The 14,723-nt window shown below is 60.8% G+C and carries 15 protein-coding genes; 7 read left to right on the top strand and 8 right to left on the bottom strand.

Annotated elements, in window-relative coordinates:
- Positions 1-13: 13 nt before the first annotated feature.
- The gene (locus CK221_RS29750) at positions 14-316 is read right to left on the bottom strand and encodes a hypothetical protein (protein ID WP_143749035.1); all 303 of its coding nucleotides are present in this window, start codon (positions 314-316) and stop codon (positions 14-16) included.
- Positions 317-404: 88 nt separating this feature from the next.
- On the opposite strand from CK221_RS29750, the gene CK221_RS12795 reads away from it, so the two are divergent.
- From CK221_RS12795 to CK221_RS12780, 5 genes are all read left to right on the top strand, one after another.
- A complete protein-coding gene (locus tag CK221_RS12795) occupies positions 405-1,787 on the top strand; it encodes a calcium-binding protein (protein ID WP_095777969.1) in 1,383 nt (460 codons plus the stop codon).
- 124 nt (positions 1,788-1,911) lie between these two features.
- Positions 1,912-2,112: a hypothetical protein gene (locus CK221_RS29745; protein WP_143749034.1), complete on the top strand. Its 201-nt coding sequence runs from the start codon at positions 1,912-1,914 to the stop codon at positions 2,110-2,112.
- Positions 2,113-2,373: 261 nt separating this feature from the next.
- Positions 2,374-4,107 carry a type I secretion system permease/ATPase gene (locus CK221_RS12790; RefSeq protein ID WP_179295117.1) on the top strand — a complete coding sequence of 578 codons (1,734 nt, stop codon included), beginning with the start codon at positions 2,374-2,376 and terminating at the stop codon, positions 4,105-4,107.
- Positions 4,100-5,431 carry an HlyD family type I secretion periplasmic adaptor subunit gene (locus CK221_RS12785; RefSeq protein ID WP_066997938.1) on the top strand — a complete coding sequence of 444 codons (1,332 nt, stop codon included), beginning with the start codon at positions 4,100-4,102 and terminating at the stop codon, positions 5,429-5,431. The genes CK221_RS12790 and CK221_RS12785 overlap by 8 nt, the downstream gene beginning before the upstream one ends.
- 335 nt (positions 5,432-5,766) lie before the next feature.
- On the top strand, positions 5,767-6,669 hold the full coding sequence (locus CK221_RS12780; protein ID WP_245430626.1) for an aspartate/glutamate racemase family protein: 903 nt from the start codon (positions 5,767-5,769) through the stop codon (positions 6,667-6,669).
- A gap of 43 nt (positions 6,670-6,712) precedes the next feature.
- Here the strand turns inward: CK221_RS12780 and CK221_RS12775 are convergent, their stop codons facing one another.
- The 7 genes from CK221_RS12775 to CK221_RS12745 all read right to left on the bottom strand — a co-directional run bounded on the left by CK221_RS12775 (position 6,713) and on the right by CK221_RS12745 (position 12,903).
- A complete protein-coding gene (locus tag CK221_RS12775; protein WP_095777967.1) occupies positions 6,713-7,702 on the bottom strand; it encodes a membrane dipeptidase in 990 nt (329 codons plus the stop codon).
- Positions 7,703-8,013: 311 nt separating this feature from the next.
- Positions 8,014-9,228 (bottom strand): ABC transporter substrate-binding protein, encoded by a 1,215-nt coding sequence (locus tag CK221_RS12770; protein ID WP_245430625.1) that lies wholly within the window; start codon positions 9,226-9,228, stop codon positions 8,014-8,016.
- Positions 9,229-9,236: 8 nt separating this feature from the next.
- On the bottom strand, positions 9,237-10,238 hold the full coding sequence (locus CK221_RS12765) for a branched-chain amino acid ABC transporter permease (protein ID WP_095777965.1): 1,002 nt from the start codon (positions 10,236-10,238) through the stop codon (positions 9,237-9,239).
- Positions 10,235-11,116 carry a branched-chain amino acid ABC transporter permease gene (locus CK221_RS12760; protein WP_095777964.1) on the bottom strand — a complete coding sequence of 294 codons (882 nt, stop codon included), beginning with the start codon at positions 11,114-11,116 and terminating at the stop codon, positions 10,235-10,237. The genes CK221_RS12765 and CK221_RS12760 overlap by 4 nt, the downstream gene beginning before the upstream one ends.
- A complete protein-coding gene (locus tag CK221_RS12755; protein WP_095777963.1) occupies positions 11,113-11,400 on the bottom strand; it encodes a hypothetical protein in 288 nt (95 codons plus the stop codon). Before CK221_RS12755 ends, CK221_RS12760 begins: the two co-directional genes overlap by 4 nt.
- 1 nt (position 11,401) lies before the next feature.
- Positions 11,402-12,112, bottom strand: a complete 711-nt coding sequence (locus tag CK221_RS12750) for an ABC transporter ATP-binding protein (protein ID WP_095777962.1) — start codon at positions 12,110-12,112, stop codon at positions 11,402-11,404.
- On the bottom strand, positions 12,109-12,903 hold the full coding sequence (locus CK221_RS12745) for an ABC transporter ATP-binding protein (protein ID WP_066997917.1): 795 nt from the start codon (positions 12,901-12,903) through the stop codon (positions 12,109-12,111). The genes CK221_RS12750 and CK221_RS12745 overlap by 4 nt, the downstream gene beginning before the upstream one ends.
- 354 nt (positions 12,904-13,257) lie before the next feature.
- Here CK221_RS12745 and CK221_RS12740 point away from each other — a divergent pair, with 354 nt between their 5' ends.
- Positions 13,258-14,085 (top strand): hypothetical protein, encoded by an 828-nt coding sequence (locus CK221_RS12740; RefSeq protein ID WP_095777961.1) that lies wholly within the window; start codon positions 13,258-13,260, stop codon positions 14,083-14,085.
- 34 nt (positions 14,086-14,119) lie between these two features.
- Entirely contained in the window at positions 14,120-14,704 is a 585-nt protein-coding gene (locus CK221_RS12735) for a YceI family protein (RefSeq protein WP_066997911.1), read from the top strand.
- Positions 14,705-14,723 lie beyond the last annotated feature (19 nt).

The raw sequence follows: 14,723 nt of genomic DNA, 5'->3' as shown, positions 1-14,723 counted from the left end.
ACGCAAATATCGGTCAGTTCATTGCCGGGCGCTCGACATCCCGGCGTGCGTTCTTGCCCCATAACTCACGGACGAATTTGATCGTCTCGCCAATCGTCCGGATTTCGATGATTTGCAACGATGGAACTCGTGCGCACAGTCTCCGCTCATGGACTGCTCCTGCGAGGCCGGTGGGTTTCGGAGGTGGCAAGGGGTCGAAAGCCGCGTTGAGACCACTGAAGAGAATCCGCGCTGAAATCGCCGCGCCACCCAATTCCCGCGAGAGATATATTGTTACATTTTGACACACTTTTTTAACTTTTGTGATTTGCTCCATACCGCTAACCTGGGCTCTTTTGGCCGCGAGCCATTCGGGCTTCAGGCATGTTGGGCAGAAAGGGTGGGGGTGTGAAAGGTCGCCAAGAATGGCCGATACGAATACCATTGTCTTGAGCGGTGACTACGGCTACCGCCAATATAAAGCATCCGGTCTCCCCGCCGACACCACTATCGATGCCAGCAAAGCCTCGTGGATTGTCGCCAATCAGGGAAGCTCCACCAACCTCTATCCCTTCGCGGTCGTCAACCCCGGCGACAACCTCGTGGCGTCGGGCGGCACGATCAACGGCACGGTCTCCCAAACCGGCGCCTGGGAGGACGTTTACGTCAACTCCGCCGCAGTCCGCGTGAATTCAGCCCACAGCTTTGTCATCGACGACTGGACGATCACCAAGCCCTGGGATGGCATCCGTGTCGGCGGCACTGGCACCTTCCTTATTGAGGATACCTATGTCGGCAACTCACGAGACGACGCGGTCGAGGACGACGACGTCATCGGCGGCACCATCCGGGATTCGCTGTTCGACCACGTGTTTTCCGGAGTGAGCCTTGGCGATGGTGACGTGGATGGGTCTGACAACTCGGTCACCATGGATGGCATGCTTCTAGGCATGGGAGAGTACCTTCGCAAAGGCGAGATGACCCACGGTTCGCCATTCAAACTCGACAAGGGCACAGGCGCTGCCGATATCGTGCCCAGCCTGCACTTTATCGACTGCGTGGTGGCGATCACCGACGTTAACCACAACGGCTTGGAACGGGTGCAGCGGGCTTGGGACAAGACGGTCGAGTCGCACGGCAATTACTATCTCAACCTCTCCGACACGCCGCTGCCGGCGGATTATCCAATGCCGCCCGCCGGCTGGACGGTCCTTCAGGGCCAGGCGGCCCGCGACTATTGGGCCCACGCCAAGGCAGCCTGGCACGCAGCCCATGACGGGACGGACCCGCTACCGTCATCTCCGACCGTGCCGACCGACCCGCTACCGTCATCTCCGACCCTGCCGACGGACCCGACCCACGGAACGACCGGGAACGATACATTTGTCGGCACTGCCGCGGCCGATACCTTTGATGGCCTGGCTGGCAACGACACATTGCGGGGCAAGGGTGGCAACGACGTGCTGACCGGTGGCGCGGGCCACGACACCTTTGTGTTTGACACCGCCTATGGCGCGGGCAATGTCGACACACTGACCGACTTCGACGCGGTAAACGACGCGCTCTATCTCGACAACGCCGTCTTCACCCAACTCGGCGCCGGTTCCTCGTCCAGCCCGACGCAGGTGAACTCGTCGTATTTCGAGTTGCGAGAACACGCCACCCATAGCAACGATCACCTGCTCTACAACCGGGCCACGGGCGTCTTGTCCTATGATCCCGACGGCTCGAAATCGGCCCCGCAGGTGGAAATCGCCCACCTGGAGCCCGGAGCGGCACTGACCTATCACGACGTATTCGTCGTTTGATCGTTCATGCGATCGGACCATGGCATGGCGAGGGGCGGGCGCGCCCCCCGCCGTGCCTGGTTCCGACGGTCACCGATCAGAAAGGCGGCGGACGCCGATCAAGTTGCCATAAACGTCGGCCGCATTGATCGCCGCGGATGCGCATCCGCCGGCCTTTGCAGTCGGCGCTGCCATCACCATCCAAACCGATCGGGCCGATGGCGGCGACACCATTATCGGCGGCCAGCTTACTGCGGCGGCGACGCTATTATTGGAAACATTTAGCAACTTGAGTTTCACGCCGCCTCGTTCGCAGACGTCATTTTCACTGCCAGCAAGCGATTAGCTGACTAAGGCAGTTTTGAGGTTTGGACGCTTCAATTCTCTGAGTGAGAATCAGACGCTTAGCGCCATCCTGGATTGGTGGTTCCTGGCGTCCCAGCCGAACTGGATGACCGGTGGATAACTTCCGATGAACGTAAGGCTAGGCTGTCAAAAGGTCGCAACCGATAGCGCGGCTGCTTGGCATGATATATAAACATTGTCTAAAATGATCCCTTAACCAAAAGAGACGATTTCGGGGATGCCCAGTTACACGAATAGAAGGGTGCTGTCGAAGAGCGTGGTCGAAATGGGCCTGTTCTCCGCGGTGATGAACACCCTGGTGCTAGTTCTGCCTCTCTACATGCTGCAGGTCTATGATCGGGTTTTGCCCGCCGCCAATTTGGACACGCTCACCTACCTAACATTGCTTGCGCTTTCGACGCTCTTGCTCTTCGGCGTGCTCGAAGTCGTGCGGGGTGTATACGCAAGCCGGCTCGCGGCGCGACTGGATGTCTCTTTGGGCACATCGTCTTTTCTCGCTGCAATGAGTGGCCCCCGCGCTGGCCTCGGCGATGTTCAAGCCTTGCGCGACTTGGCCACCCTGCGAGGCTTCATCGCTTCGAGGACCATTTTCTTTCTCTTCGACCTTCCTTTCGGGCCGATCTTCGTAGGCCTGCTCTATTTCATCCATCCGCTGCTCTTCCTCGTGACGGTCGTCGGGGCGGTTCTCATGGTCGCCATCGCCATGCTGAACCAGGTCGCGAGCTCGCGACCTGGCAAGGAGGCGGCGGAGAGTCTCAACGCCTCGATGAATTCGGCGCAGGCTTTCGCCCGAAACTTCGAAACCGTTCGCGCACTTGGCATGGTGTCCAACGCGATAGAATTCTGGGGCACCCGTTTTTCTGGCTCTCTACACGCCTCAGATGGGCTCGCTCGCATCAATTCGTTTTATGGCGGTGTATCGCGCACCACTCGTTCGACACTGCAGATCGCGATATTGGGGGCCGGCGCTTATCTGGTTCTCCACAACGAGATGACCGCCGGTATGATATTTGCGTCCTCGATGATTTCGGCGCGCGCTCTGCAACCTCTTGATCAGATCATTGGGAGTTGGCGGCAGATCATCGACGCCAATCTTGCCTGGAAGAGGCTTTCAGCTCTCCGGTCCGGGCTCGACAACCAGGAAAACGTAGCATTGCCGGCTCCTGAAGGAGCGCTAAGCGTGGAGCAAATAGTCTATCATCTTCCGGGCGCGGCCGACGGCTCGCTGCCGCTGATCAAGCGCTTGACCTTTGAGGTCGCCGCCGGCGAGACAGTCGCGATCGTGGGGCCGAGCCAGGCTGGAAAATCGACTCTGGCGCGCCTCATCGTCGGTGCGATCGCGCCCCGCTCGGGGGCGATCCGGATCGACGGCGGCGATATTCGGAACTGGGACCCGGAACAACTCGGCCGCCATATTGGTTACCTGCCGCAAGATGTGGAACTCTTCCCGGGAACCATCGCGCAAAATATCGCGCGGTTCGAACCGAATGCGCCCAGCGAGAAGTTGGTTCAAGCAGCCCAGCGGGCCCAAGTGCATGAGCTCATCCTGGGTCAGAGGGATGGCTACTCGACGCTGATCGGCCCGACCGGCGTTCGCCTTTCGGGTGGCGAGCGTCAACGCATCGGGCTTGCTCGGGCCTTCTACGGCGATCCCAAGGTGCTGGTTCTCGACGAGCCCAATGCAAATCTCGATTCCAACGGCGAAGCCGCGCTCGAGCGCGCGATTAGCGGGGCGCGTTCACGAAAAACGACCGTGCTTGTCATAACCCATCGGCCCTCTCTCGCTTCCAAATGCGATCGCGTATTGATGCTACGCAATGGCCAGGTCGAGATCTACGGTTTGACCAAGGGCGTGCTCGATAGACTTGTCGAGCGACGCGCCCAAGCGGGGTGGCCCGCAGCCTCTCAGTCGCGCGAAGGAGTGGTGCCTTTCCCCTCATCTGCTCGAGGCGAGATAAAGGTCGCTAATGACTAGCCAAGCCATCGGCGCCAGGACGTATAGCTGGCAGCGCAACGTCGACACACGCACAGATCGCATCACGCTCGCGGGGTATGCAAGCGTGTCCGTTTTCTTGCTTGGCTTCGTATTCTGGGGCGCAATGGCGCCGATTGCCGGAGCAACGATCGCGCCAGGAGTGATTGCAGCAGCTGGACAGAATGTCATGATCCAGCATCTCGAAGGTGGCGTGGTCAGCAGCGTCAAGGCCCGAGAGGGTGACAGAGTCTTACGAGGGCAGGCGCTGATCGTGCTCGATCCAACGGTGGCGCAGTCGCAGCTCAACCGAGTCCTCAAACAGTGGGTCGCACAAAAGGCCGAGATCGCGCGGCTCGAGGCAGAACGGGACGGCCTGGAGAAAATCGTCCTGCCCCGCGATTTAGGCGCCTACTCAGACGCGTCCGAATTCAGTGACGTCTTTGCAGAGCAAACCAAGGAGTTCCGGGCTCGGCTAGCGCGCTATGGCGCAGATCAGGAGATCCTTAGGGAACGGGTGGCAGCCCTTCGGGAAGCTGTTGCCGGCTTGAAAGCGCAAAAGGATGCTGCGGCAAACCAGCTCGCGATCGTCAATGCCGAGACGGAACGCAAAAAGCACTTGCTCGACAAGGGACTGACAAATCGTTCTGAATACACCGATCTTCTGCGTAGCACCGCCGAGTTGGTAGGTCAGGAGGGATCGCTGGAGGCGCAAATCGCCAGCGCGGCCACCCAGATCGTGGAAGCGCGCCAGCAGATTGAAAGACTAACAACCACCCGGGTCGAGGATGCCGTCACGGAATTGAACAAGGCCCGGGTAGAGGTGGCCGACCTTGAGGAACAAATCAACGCCGCTCGATCGGTCCTGGTCCGAACGACCATTCGTGCCCCGGCGGACGGCATCATCGTCCGCTCTCTCTACAATTCCGAAGGCAGCGTCATTCGTGCTGGCGAGCCTGCGATGGAGCTTCTGCCGACGAAGGAACTTATCGTCGAGGCAAAGATCAAGCCTGAAGACATCGATTCTATCCGAGTCGGCCAAGGCGCGAACATGATGTTCACAGCCCTGAACGCGCGGACCACACCAAAAGTGCCGGGAAAGGTGTTCTACATTTCGGCGGACCGGCTGACCACTCCCAGCACTGGACAGCCCTATTACACCGTGCGGCTCAAGATGGCCGACAAGCTGCCACCGCAGGTCAAGCCCGAGCAGATCTACCCAGGCATGCCGGTCGAAACCTTCATTTCAACCGGCGAGCGAACGTTTCTGAGCTATCTGACCAAGCCACTAGTGGACTCGTTCCAGCGCGCGTTTCGGGAAAGATAGGCCCGATCCTGCCTCCTGCGGCCTTCAACATTACCCGAAGTGGAACTCTTCCGCCGGATTATGCGCAACCGTGGTTCGGCCAGTCACGGTCCTCGGTTTTCACGGCCAAAACGTCGCACGCTCGTAGCGCTCGAGGCGACGGGCTTTGTAGTGGCTGTCTCGCCACGTGATCGAGGCAAGGACCATCACCTATTGGGCTGCGGTCGCCTTCCTCCTTCCTTGCCATGGTGAGCTGGTCTCGAAAGGATAAGCGGGATGATCCCGCCCATCGCCAGAGTCTCGATCTCGAAGTCAGTTTCAACAGCCGCGGTCCCTTGCACCCGGACGGCATCGAGATGCATCTCGATGACAGCATCTATCCCGGCGACAAGTGGGAGTACCGTCTGCGCCGTGGCGACTTCGTCGCCAAAGCGCACGGCGCGCGGCAACTTGCCTCGCGCAATGTATGGGCGCCGATCCCTGCCGAGAGCGTATGGGTCTTCGCGGCGGCAGCCGCGAAATATTCATTGGTACCAACGCCGCTTGCTCTCGGGGCGGCCTCGTTTAACATTCGGTCTCGCACAATGACGTCACAGCCTCGCATTGCCCTGATCCATGCCACGCCCATCTCGATGGAGTCGATCAGATCGGCGTTCGAAACGCGATGGCCTGGCGTCGAAACCGTCAATATCCTCGAGGACAGCCTGGCAGTGGACCGCGCCAAAACCGCTGACCTGACGAGCGACATGATCCGGCGCATCGAGGCCTTGGCCAGCTATGCCCGTTCGATTGGAAGCGATGCCGTGCTGTTCACCTGCTCGGCGTTCGGGCAAGCGATCGAACAGGCCGCGGCGAAGCTGGACGTTCCGGTCCTGAAACCGAACGAGGCCATGTTTCAAATGGCGATCCGCCGTGGCGGCCGCACCGCAATGCTCTACACTTTCCCGCCGTCCAGGGAAGGAATGGAGCAGGAGTTCCGGGACGAAGCCGCCCGTATGGGCCAAGCTGCCACCATCACGAGCTATTTCGTGCCGGGCGCGATCGAGGCGGTGCGTGCAGGAGACGTGGAAACCCACAACCGGCTGATCGCGGCTGAAGCCGCCAAGCTGAAGGATTTCGATGCGATCGTCTTGGCACAGTTCTCCATGGCGCGCGCGCGGGATGCGGTCAAAGCGGCGACGAACATCCCCGTATCGACCAGTCCGGATGCGGCCGTCGCGAAGCTGCGCGTCCTTCTTGGCGCGGACCAACCCGCCTGACCAAAAGAAGGTCCCACGGAGCGCTCGACAGCTGCTCCGGTGGCTATTTCCAGATTTCCCGGGCAAGGCGCATGAAGTTGCCGCCTATGACGTCGCGGACCGCTCCTTCCGGCTGACCGCGACGAAGCAGGATCTCGGTCAGCTCTTTCATTTGGGCTGGTGCCGAATAGGTCGTTTCTCCCGCATATTCGCTCTTCGGCCAGAAATGCGGATTGCTGGCGATGATGTCGTCGATGCCTTCGATCTCGACCGGGAAAGCATGGTCGAGGCCGATGCCAACATGGCGTGGGCCAGCGAGATCGATCAGATATTCGACATGGTCGGCCAGCCGTTCGGAATCGGTGCGCGCCTCGCCAAGGAAACGGCTGAGCCCGACGACGCCGACGATGCCGCCGGTGCGGGCGCAGGCCTTGATCTGCTCGTCCGTGATGTTGCGACCGTGGGCGCAGAGCGCTTTCGGATTGGAGTGCGAGAAGATGACTGGCCGGTCCGTGTACTCCATCACGTCCATGGTGGTGCGGTAGCCGGTGTGGCTCACATCCACGAACATGCCGAGGCGGTTCATCTCGTCGATCACCTGCCGACCGAACGCGGTCAGACCCGGGTCTTCGTCATGGCATCCGCCGCCGGCAAGGTTGTTGCGGTTATAGGCGAAAAGCATCTGGCGCACGCCAAGGCCATGATAGAACTCGACCATCTCAATCCGGCCGTCCAGGGCATTCATGCCTTCGATGTCAAAGGTGACCGCCAGCTTGCCTTGCGCCTTAGCAGCGAGGATTTCGTCGGCCGACGAGACGAGCACGTAGTCGGCGGGACGCGCCAGGATCCAGTGGCGGAAGCAGCTGAGATTGGTTACCGTCATTTCCCAGGGCAGCAGATCGAACCCGACATCGATGGACAGATAGTCGACACCGGCGTCTCGCCAGATCCGCAGGTTGTTCAAGTCCGCGGCAGGATCCGGCATGAAGCCGGAATGGGCGTCCCAGACGACTTCGCTATCGAGAATGGACCGGGCTCTGGTTTGAAGGTTCATTGCCGTTCGTACCGGAATTTGCACCAGCCCCAATCTCTACCATACTGGCTAGAATGGGGAAGTTGCGTCCGGTACGCAGAGCAGGTGCAAACTGCCTGAAGCTGGATCTGCCGTCACGCGCAACGGAATCCGGATTCGCCTTCGCCAGCATCTTCTGCCGAATGACTTCCGGCAAAACGGATCGCAGATAGGACTGCCGACGATATTGTCGGCTCACGAATCGCTCAAACAAATCGAAATTCGTCCTCGCGAGAAAGGCGCCCGCAAAACGCGGACGCTCGCAGCCGGCAGCAACCTGTATCGGTCGTCCGTTACTCTTCCGTCTTGCCCTCGAAATCCAGAAGCTTGCCAACAGGCACGTACTTCTGCCCGTCGAACTGATAGAGCTGCAGTGCCTCAATTGGGAAAATATCGGAGCCGGCTTTGGTGTTCAGCTTGATCCCGTCCAGCAACAGTGGATCGTCCCACTTCTGCATGTTGAAGACGGTGTCGAGGAGCTCAGCCCGGGTCGGCTTCTTCATGTGCTCGAGCGCCTTCACAAGAGCATCGCCGGTCGCGTAGCCGACCTGTCCGATCGTGTTGGCGAAGACGAAGTTGACCTTGGCCGCGGCGATATCGTCCAGATACTGGTCGATACCCGCATCACCGGTTTTTTCCGGGCTAACGATCGGTTTCAGGAAATTCGAGGTGATGATGCCCTTGGCGTTCTCGAGCCCCACCGCCTGCAGGATCGGGTAGGCCGAGGAAAGGTTGGTGACGAGCGTCAGCGGCTTCCAGCCGCTCTCGGCCTGGAAGCGGATTGCTTCGCCGCCTTGTTGCGGCGCGGCGATGATCACCAGCGTATCGGCGCCGGAAGCCTTGAGCGCTGTCAGTTGCGTTTCGACGGTCGGATCCTGCGAAGTCACCGGTTGCCGATCGACGACCTTGACGCCTGAGCCGTCGATGGCCTGGTCGAAGGCCTTCATGAAGGTTTCGCCGGTCTCGGTGTTGAGATAGAGGAGCGCGACCTTTGCCTCGGGCTTGTTGTCCTTCAGATAAGTGGCGAACGACGCCGCCTCGGTCGAGAAGGCCGGGACGAACCCTATTTCCTCGTGCGGCGCGTTCAGCTTGTGAACGCCGGAATACATGAAGACATTGGGCACTTTGCGTTGCTCGATATAGCGTCCGATGGCGACATTGTTCGGCGTGGCAGCCGTGCCGACAAGGGCGAAGACTTTGTCCTGCTCCACCATCTCGCGCACATTCGCAAGCGTTCGCTGCGGATCGAGCATGTCGTCCTTGATCACGAGCTCGATCTTGCGGGTCTTGCCGTCGGACATCTTGACGCCGCCGTGGGAATTGGCGGCCTCGACCCGGGCGCGGATGCCTTCTGCGACCGCGCCGACGACGGCGACGGGACCGGTGAGCGGACCGGTGATGCCGATCTTCACGGTGCTGTCGGTGATGCCCGGTGTCTCGTCAGCTTTCGCCGGAGCGACACCGACGGCCAGCGCAAGTATTGCCGCCGTCGCAAGCATTCTTGGCATACATGGTCTCATAACTTCCTCCCTGATTGGCTCATTGATCCGGCTTTGCCGTTGGCGTTCGACCGCGCCTTCAAGGCAGCGGCGAGTCTCTCCAGCAGACCGGCAACCCCTCCGCGCGCCAGAAGCATGATGCCGATCAGCGCCAGCGCGTAGATGACGTTGCCGAGTGCGAGATTGATGTTGGACGTCCATGTCGGGACGAAGGTGATGAACAGCCCGCCGATGAAGGCGCCGACAATGCTTGTCGAGCCGCCGACGATGCTCCCGATCACGATGGTGATGGAAAGTGGGGCGAGAAAGGACTGCGGGCTGATGAAGCCGTTGAGGATCGCGAAGACGCCGCCGCCAAGGCCAGCGAGCGCAGAGCTGATGGCGAACGCCCACAGCTTGGTCTTGGTCAGGTTGACGCCGAGAGCCTCCGCGATCTGCGGACTGTCCCGTTGCGCCTGGAGCGCGCGGCCGACGTCGCCGAGGAGAACGAGATAGACAATGAATGCCGCGACGCAGGCGCACCCCAGCGACACCAGATAGAGCCAGAGCTCGAAGTAATCGGCCAGGAACGCAGGCGGCTCCAGGGAATCGATCGGCAAGCCGGAGACTCCGCCCGTCCAACTGCCGAGCTTCAACAGAAGCTGCGGAAAGGCTGCCGCGACACCAAACGTGATGATCGCAAGCTGCAGCCCCTGCAGACGCAGGGCCGGCAGTCCGACGACGAGACCGGCCAGCGCGGTAAAAACAGCTGCCGCGGGCAGGGTCGCCAACGGGTGGACGCCGTAGGTCGCGTTCAAGATGGCGGTGACGTAGGCGCCGATGCCGAACAGCGTTCCCTGGGCGAGGCAGATCTGCCCGGCAAACCCCATAAGCAGGTTGAGGCCAAGAATCGCGATAGCATAGGAGATGGCGATGCTCACCTGCTGCAACTGAAAGCCTGACAAAGTGGCCGGCAGCAATGCGGCGACCAGCAAAAACCCAACGGTTGCCGCGACCGTGCGCCGAATGTCGTTGCTCATAGCTTGGTGACCTTCTGTGAGCCGAACAGACCGACCGGCTTGACCAGCAGGACGAAAAGGGTGAGCCCGATCGGGACCGCGATGCGCATGTCCGCACCGAGAAAGCCGATGTAGTTGGCGCCAAGGCTCTCGCTGACGCCCACCAGAAGGCCTCCGGCTATCGCGCCGAGCGGACTGTCCCAGCCGCCAACGGTTGCCGCGGCAAGACCGTAGAATAGGATCGGGGTCATCATGGTCGGGCTCAAAAACAGCCGTGGCGCGACCAGCACCGCCGCGATCATTCCGATCGCCGCGGCGAAACCCCAGCCGAGCATCAGCATGCGCTCGACGTTGATGCCCACCAGAACGCTGCGAACGCGGTCGAAGGCCGCGGCGCGCATGGAAAGCCCAAGCCTTGTGAAGGCGAAGAGGGAGGCGATGGCCGCGGCCAGGACAATGAGGATCAGCAAGGTACCGGCCGACGAAGCCAGCACCCGTACCTCACCGAGGCTGAAGCTGCCTTCGGGAAAAAGGCTGGGGAACGGCTTCTGCTCGGCGCCCCAGAGCCACGTCACCATCGCCTGGAAGAGCACAAACATGCCGAGCGTGACGACCACTGTCGCCTCGACTGGTGCTGCCAGGAGCGGGCGGACGAAGACCCGAAACGCCAAGATACCCAGCACAAAGGAACCGGCCAGGCCGATTGCAATCGAAAGCCATAATGGCAGGCCCCACAGGCATAGCTGCCAGGTGCAGTATGCCGAGAAAGTCGCCATTTCGCCTTGACCGAAATTGACGACGTTGGTGGCGCGAAAGATCAACACCAGTGCAAGGGCAAGAGCCGCATAGATCGCGCCGGTGGCAAGACCGCTGAGGACGATTTGCACGAAAAGGGTCAAGCCCAGCCTCCCAACTGCAACGCCGAGGCCGTCGACCTGCGCGCCTTCGATCCGAGAGCCTTGGCCAAGGGAACCCCGGCGTTTGAGGACGGGGAAATGGCGGTTACCACGATCAGGAATGGCAGTCCGGCGGTATCGTGAATGTCGATGAAGGAGGCTGCATCGAGGCGGTCGGCCGACGCCCGCCTTGTAAGACGCGAGACCAGCACGAGGGCAATCACCAGCACGGCGTAGACAGCGCCTGGGGCAATGCCGCAAACAATGATCTGGTGAAACGTCGCCACGTTAGTCCCCAAGGTAAGATTTCTGGATATGCTCATTTGCAAGTATCGCGCCGGCTGAGCCGCCGGCCACGATATGCCCGGCCTCGATGACATAGGCGCGGTCGGCGAACTTGAGCGACAGGTCCGCGTTCTGCTCCACGACCAGGAGCGTCAACCCATCGATGTCGCGGAGTTCCTTGAAGATCGCGAATATTTCGCGCGTGATGACGGGCGCGAGACCCAATGACGGCTCGTCGCATAGCAACAGTTTTGGCCGCGACATGAGCGCTCGCGCAACCGCGAGCATCTGCTGCTCGCCTCCGCTCAGATTGCCGGCCAGTTGGGAGCGGCGTTCGCGCAATCGCGGAAAGCGATCGTACCACCGCTCCTTGTCCTGTCGGACCTGGCGGGCATCGGAGACGATTGTGGCGCCCAGCGTCAGATTCTCGTCGACGGTGAATTCCGTGAAAGTGCCTCTGCCCTGGGGAATCTGCGCTAAGCCGCGTTGCAGACGCCGTTCCGGCGCCATCTTTTGCAAGTCGCCTCCCATATAGGCGATCTCGCCGGACGAGCGGATCGTGCCCGAAAGCGCGCGCAGCAAAGTGGTTTTTCCCGCGCCATTGGCGCCGAGCAGGACGACGAATTCGTTCTGCGCGATTGCGAGCGAGCAGTCAAAAAGCGCCCGTACCTTGCCGTAGGAGGCCGAGAGATTGCGGACGTCAAGCAGTCTCACGTGCTCCTCCCGAGGTAGGCGCCGATGACGGCTTCATTGGTCCTGATTTCTTCGGGGCGTCCTGACGCCAGATTTCGACCGAGGTGGAACACATGGATCCGGTCGCACAGGCTCATCACCAGACCCATGTGATGCTCGATCAGGAGGATCGAGAGCCTGCGGCTATGCCGGATCGTATTGACGAGGGTGCCGAATTCGGTGACCTCGCCATGGGTCAGTCCGCCGGCCGGCTCATCCAGCAACAGGAGCTTGGGCTCGGCCGCCAGGGCGCGTGCGATCTCCATCCGCTTTTGCAAGGGATAGGGCAGGGAGTCGGCGCGCACGCTCGATAATGCGGCCATTCCCAATTCATCCAGAATTGATTCAGCCTTGCGGCGGACCGTCTTCTCCTCGGCCCACGCACCGAAGGGATTGAGAAGGGCACGCGCGACTTTTCCACCCATCTTGTGGTGTGCGCCGAGCATGACGTTCTCCAGGACGCTCAGCGAGCCGTATACGCCGACGTTTTGGAATGTCCGAGCGATCCCTAGACCGATGATGTCGCGCACCGCCGAATTGGAGATTATCCGACCCGACAGCTCTACGGTGCCGCGTTGAAGGCGTGCAAGGCAGGTGATGGCATTCAGGAAGGTGGTCTTGCCCGCGCCATTCGGGCCGATCAAGCCGCAAATCTCGCCATCGCCGACGTCGAGCGAGACATTGTCGAGCGCCTGCACGCCTCCGAAGCTGACCGATACGCCATCCGCCGCGAGCACAGGCAAATAGGCGCTGATATGTTCCTGCACAGCCACGCACTCCTCCCAGGCGTGTCAGCGGAACCGGCGCTTCCGCGTCTGTCCCACTTTAGATACCATATAGTATTTGAAGTCTGAGTCGTATGTCAACCGACTTCGCCGGTGCACCTGCACTAAGGCGAGGCGGGTTCCGGCCAGCTGTCCAGTCGGATTGACAAGGTTAGTGAGATACGCTTTGGTATTTGAAATCTGACCGGTATCCGGAAGGGGCCGGTCATGGAGAACTCAGACCGGGGAGGACGGTGTGACTTCATCCTGCCGCAAGGTGCCGCGAGCGTGTGCCCGCTATCCTGTAGCCAACAACGGTAATGCGACGTGATTGGCGTTGCCCGATCGCCGCAGGAGGCCGTTATGCTGGCGGTCGCCATTTGCGGCCTTTTGTCGTTCGCCTTGAGCGGCCTGATGCGATGGGGGCGCGTCGATCGCCGTTGGTACGATCTCTTGATCCCGCTCGGCTTCTTCCTGTCCTACTGGTTGACCTACAATCGCCTTCCCTCCTTCCCTCCGGTCGGCGCCGTCAACAAGGTGTTCTACCTGGCGGCGGTTGGATCGATCCTGGGCGTGGCGACGGAATGGACAGGCAGCCGCAGGCTCGGACAGTTGCTGTTGGCGGCAATGCCGGTCGCCTCAGCAGCTTACATCGGCGATACGATTGCCCTGGCGCAGCCTCTCGACCTGGTTGTCGCCGCTCTGGCCGGAGCGGCAGCGCTATATGCGCTTCATCGGGAAGCTGACTATCCCGATGAGGGATCGGATCTGCGCCCTGCGATCATGCTCGCGGTTGCCAGCGCAGGCTTTGCTCCCATTGCCTTCATGGGGGCTTCATCATCCAGCCTGCAACTGTCTCTTGGCGTCGCCTTTGGCATCGCCGGCATCGTGGTTGGGCACCTGTCCCGGCCGAATTACCGCTTCGGATGGGCATCCTTGCTCGGCGGAGCGGCGGGCATGATGGCTGTGGCGCAGACCGTCGCGCTGATCACTCGTAAGATCGACCTTCTCGCCCTTGCGGTGCTCCTGCTGCTTTTCCTGGTCCCTTCGGCCTGCCGCGTGATCCTCGATCGTCTCGATCAGAAAACCCCTGCACTCGCCACGTTCGTCTTCGCAGGGTTTTGCCTGATGCCGGCCGTCGCGGCAGTCGCAGTGATGCTGGCACGGAAGGGGTTCAGCCTTCCGCTGTGAATTCGCTTTTCGTGCATCAACAAAGGAGGATGGAATGAACTACAGACTGAAACTAGCTTTGCTAGCTGCACTCGCAACGGCGCCAATCGGGCCGGCAACCGCACAGCCGATCACGTTCGACATCGATCCGGTTCATTCCGGCATCGTGTTCTTCATCAATCATCTCGGCTTCTCCAACGTCATCGGCGTCGCAAAAGAGTTCTCCGGGGAATTCACCTTCGACAAGGACGCGCCTGAGGCCAGCAAGCTGCAGGCCAAGGTCAAGGTGTCCAGCATCTCCACCAACAATGCCCAGCGCGACAGCGACATCCAGGGCGCCGACTGGTTCAATGCCACCGAGTTTCCGGAGATCACCTTCGTCGGCACCAAATTCACCAAGTCCAGCGACAAGCAGGGCACCATCACGGGCGATCTCACCATCGCCGGTGTGACCAAGCCGGTGACGCTCGACGTGACCTTCAACGGCCAGGGCAAGAACCCGTGGGACGGCAGTCTTGAGGCCGGCTTCAGCGCGACTGCCAAGTTGAAGCGCAGCGACTTCGGCATGACGGCCAATCTTCCCCTGATCGGGGACGAGGTCACGCTGCGCATCGAAACGGAGGGGCGCGGCCGCAGCTGACGGCGGCTTCGCGTTGTCC

The sequence above is a fragment of the Mesorhizobium sp. WSM3868 genome, assembly GCF_002294785.1.
GTDB lineage: Bacteria > Pseudomonadota > Alphaproteobacteria > Rhizobiales > Rhizobiaceae > Mesorhizobium.
The sequence above is the reverse complement of the archived record's forward strand: the minus strand, read 5'-3'. Positions and strand labels throughout refer to the sequence as shown.

Excerpts from the sequence above, each read along its gene's own strand:
- CK221_RS12740 (WP_095777961.1), top strand. The coding sequence starts at position 13,258 with ATGCTGGCGGTCGCCATTTGCGGCCTTTTGTCGTTCGCCTTGAGCGGC.
- CK221_RS12780 (WP_245430626.1), top strand. The coding sequence starts at position 5,767 with ATGCATCTCGATGACAGCATCTATCCCGGCGACAAGTGGGAGTACCGT.
- CK221_RS12795 (WP_095777969.1), top strand. The coding sequence starts at position 405 with ATGGCCGATACGAATACCATTGTCTTGAGCGGTGACTACGGCTACCGC.
- CK221_RS12775 (WP_095777967.1), bottom strand. The coding sequence starts at position 7,702 with ATGAACCTTCAAACCAGAGCCCGGTCCATTCTCGATAGCGAAGTCGTC.
- CK221_RS12735 (WP_066997911.1), top strand. The coding sequence starts at position 14,120 with ATGAACTACAGACTGAAACTAGCTTTGCTAGCTGCACTCGCAACGGCG.
- CK221_RS29750 (WP_143749035.1), bottom strand. The coding sequence starts at position 316 with ATGGAGCAAATCACAAAAGTTAAAAAAGTGTGTCAAAATGTAACAATA.
- CK221_RS12785 (WP_066997938.1), top strand. The coding sequence starts at position 4,100 with ATGACTAGCCAAGCCATCGGCGCCAGGACGTATAGCTGGCAGCGCAAC.
- CK221_RS12770 (WP_245430625.1), bottom strand. The coding sequence starts at position 9,228 with ATGCCAAGAATGCTTGCGACGGCGGCAATACTTGCGCTGGCCGTCGGT.
- CK221_RS12765 (WP_095777965.1), bottom strand. The coding sequence starts at position 10,238 with ATGAGCAACGACATTCGGCGCACGGTCGCGGCAACCGTTGGGTTTTTG.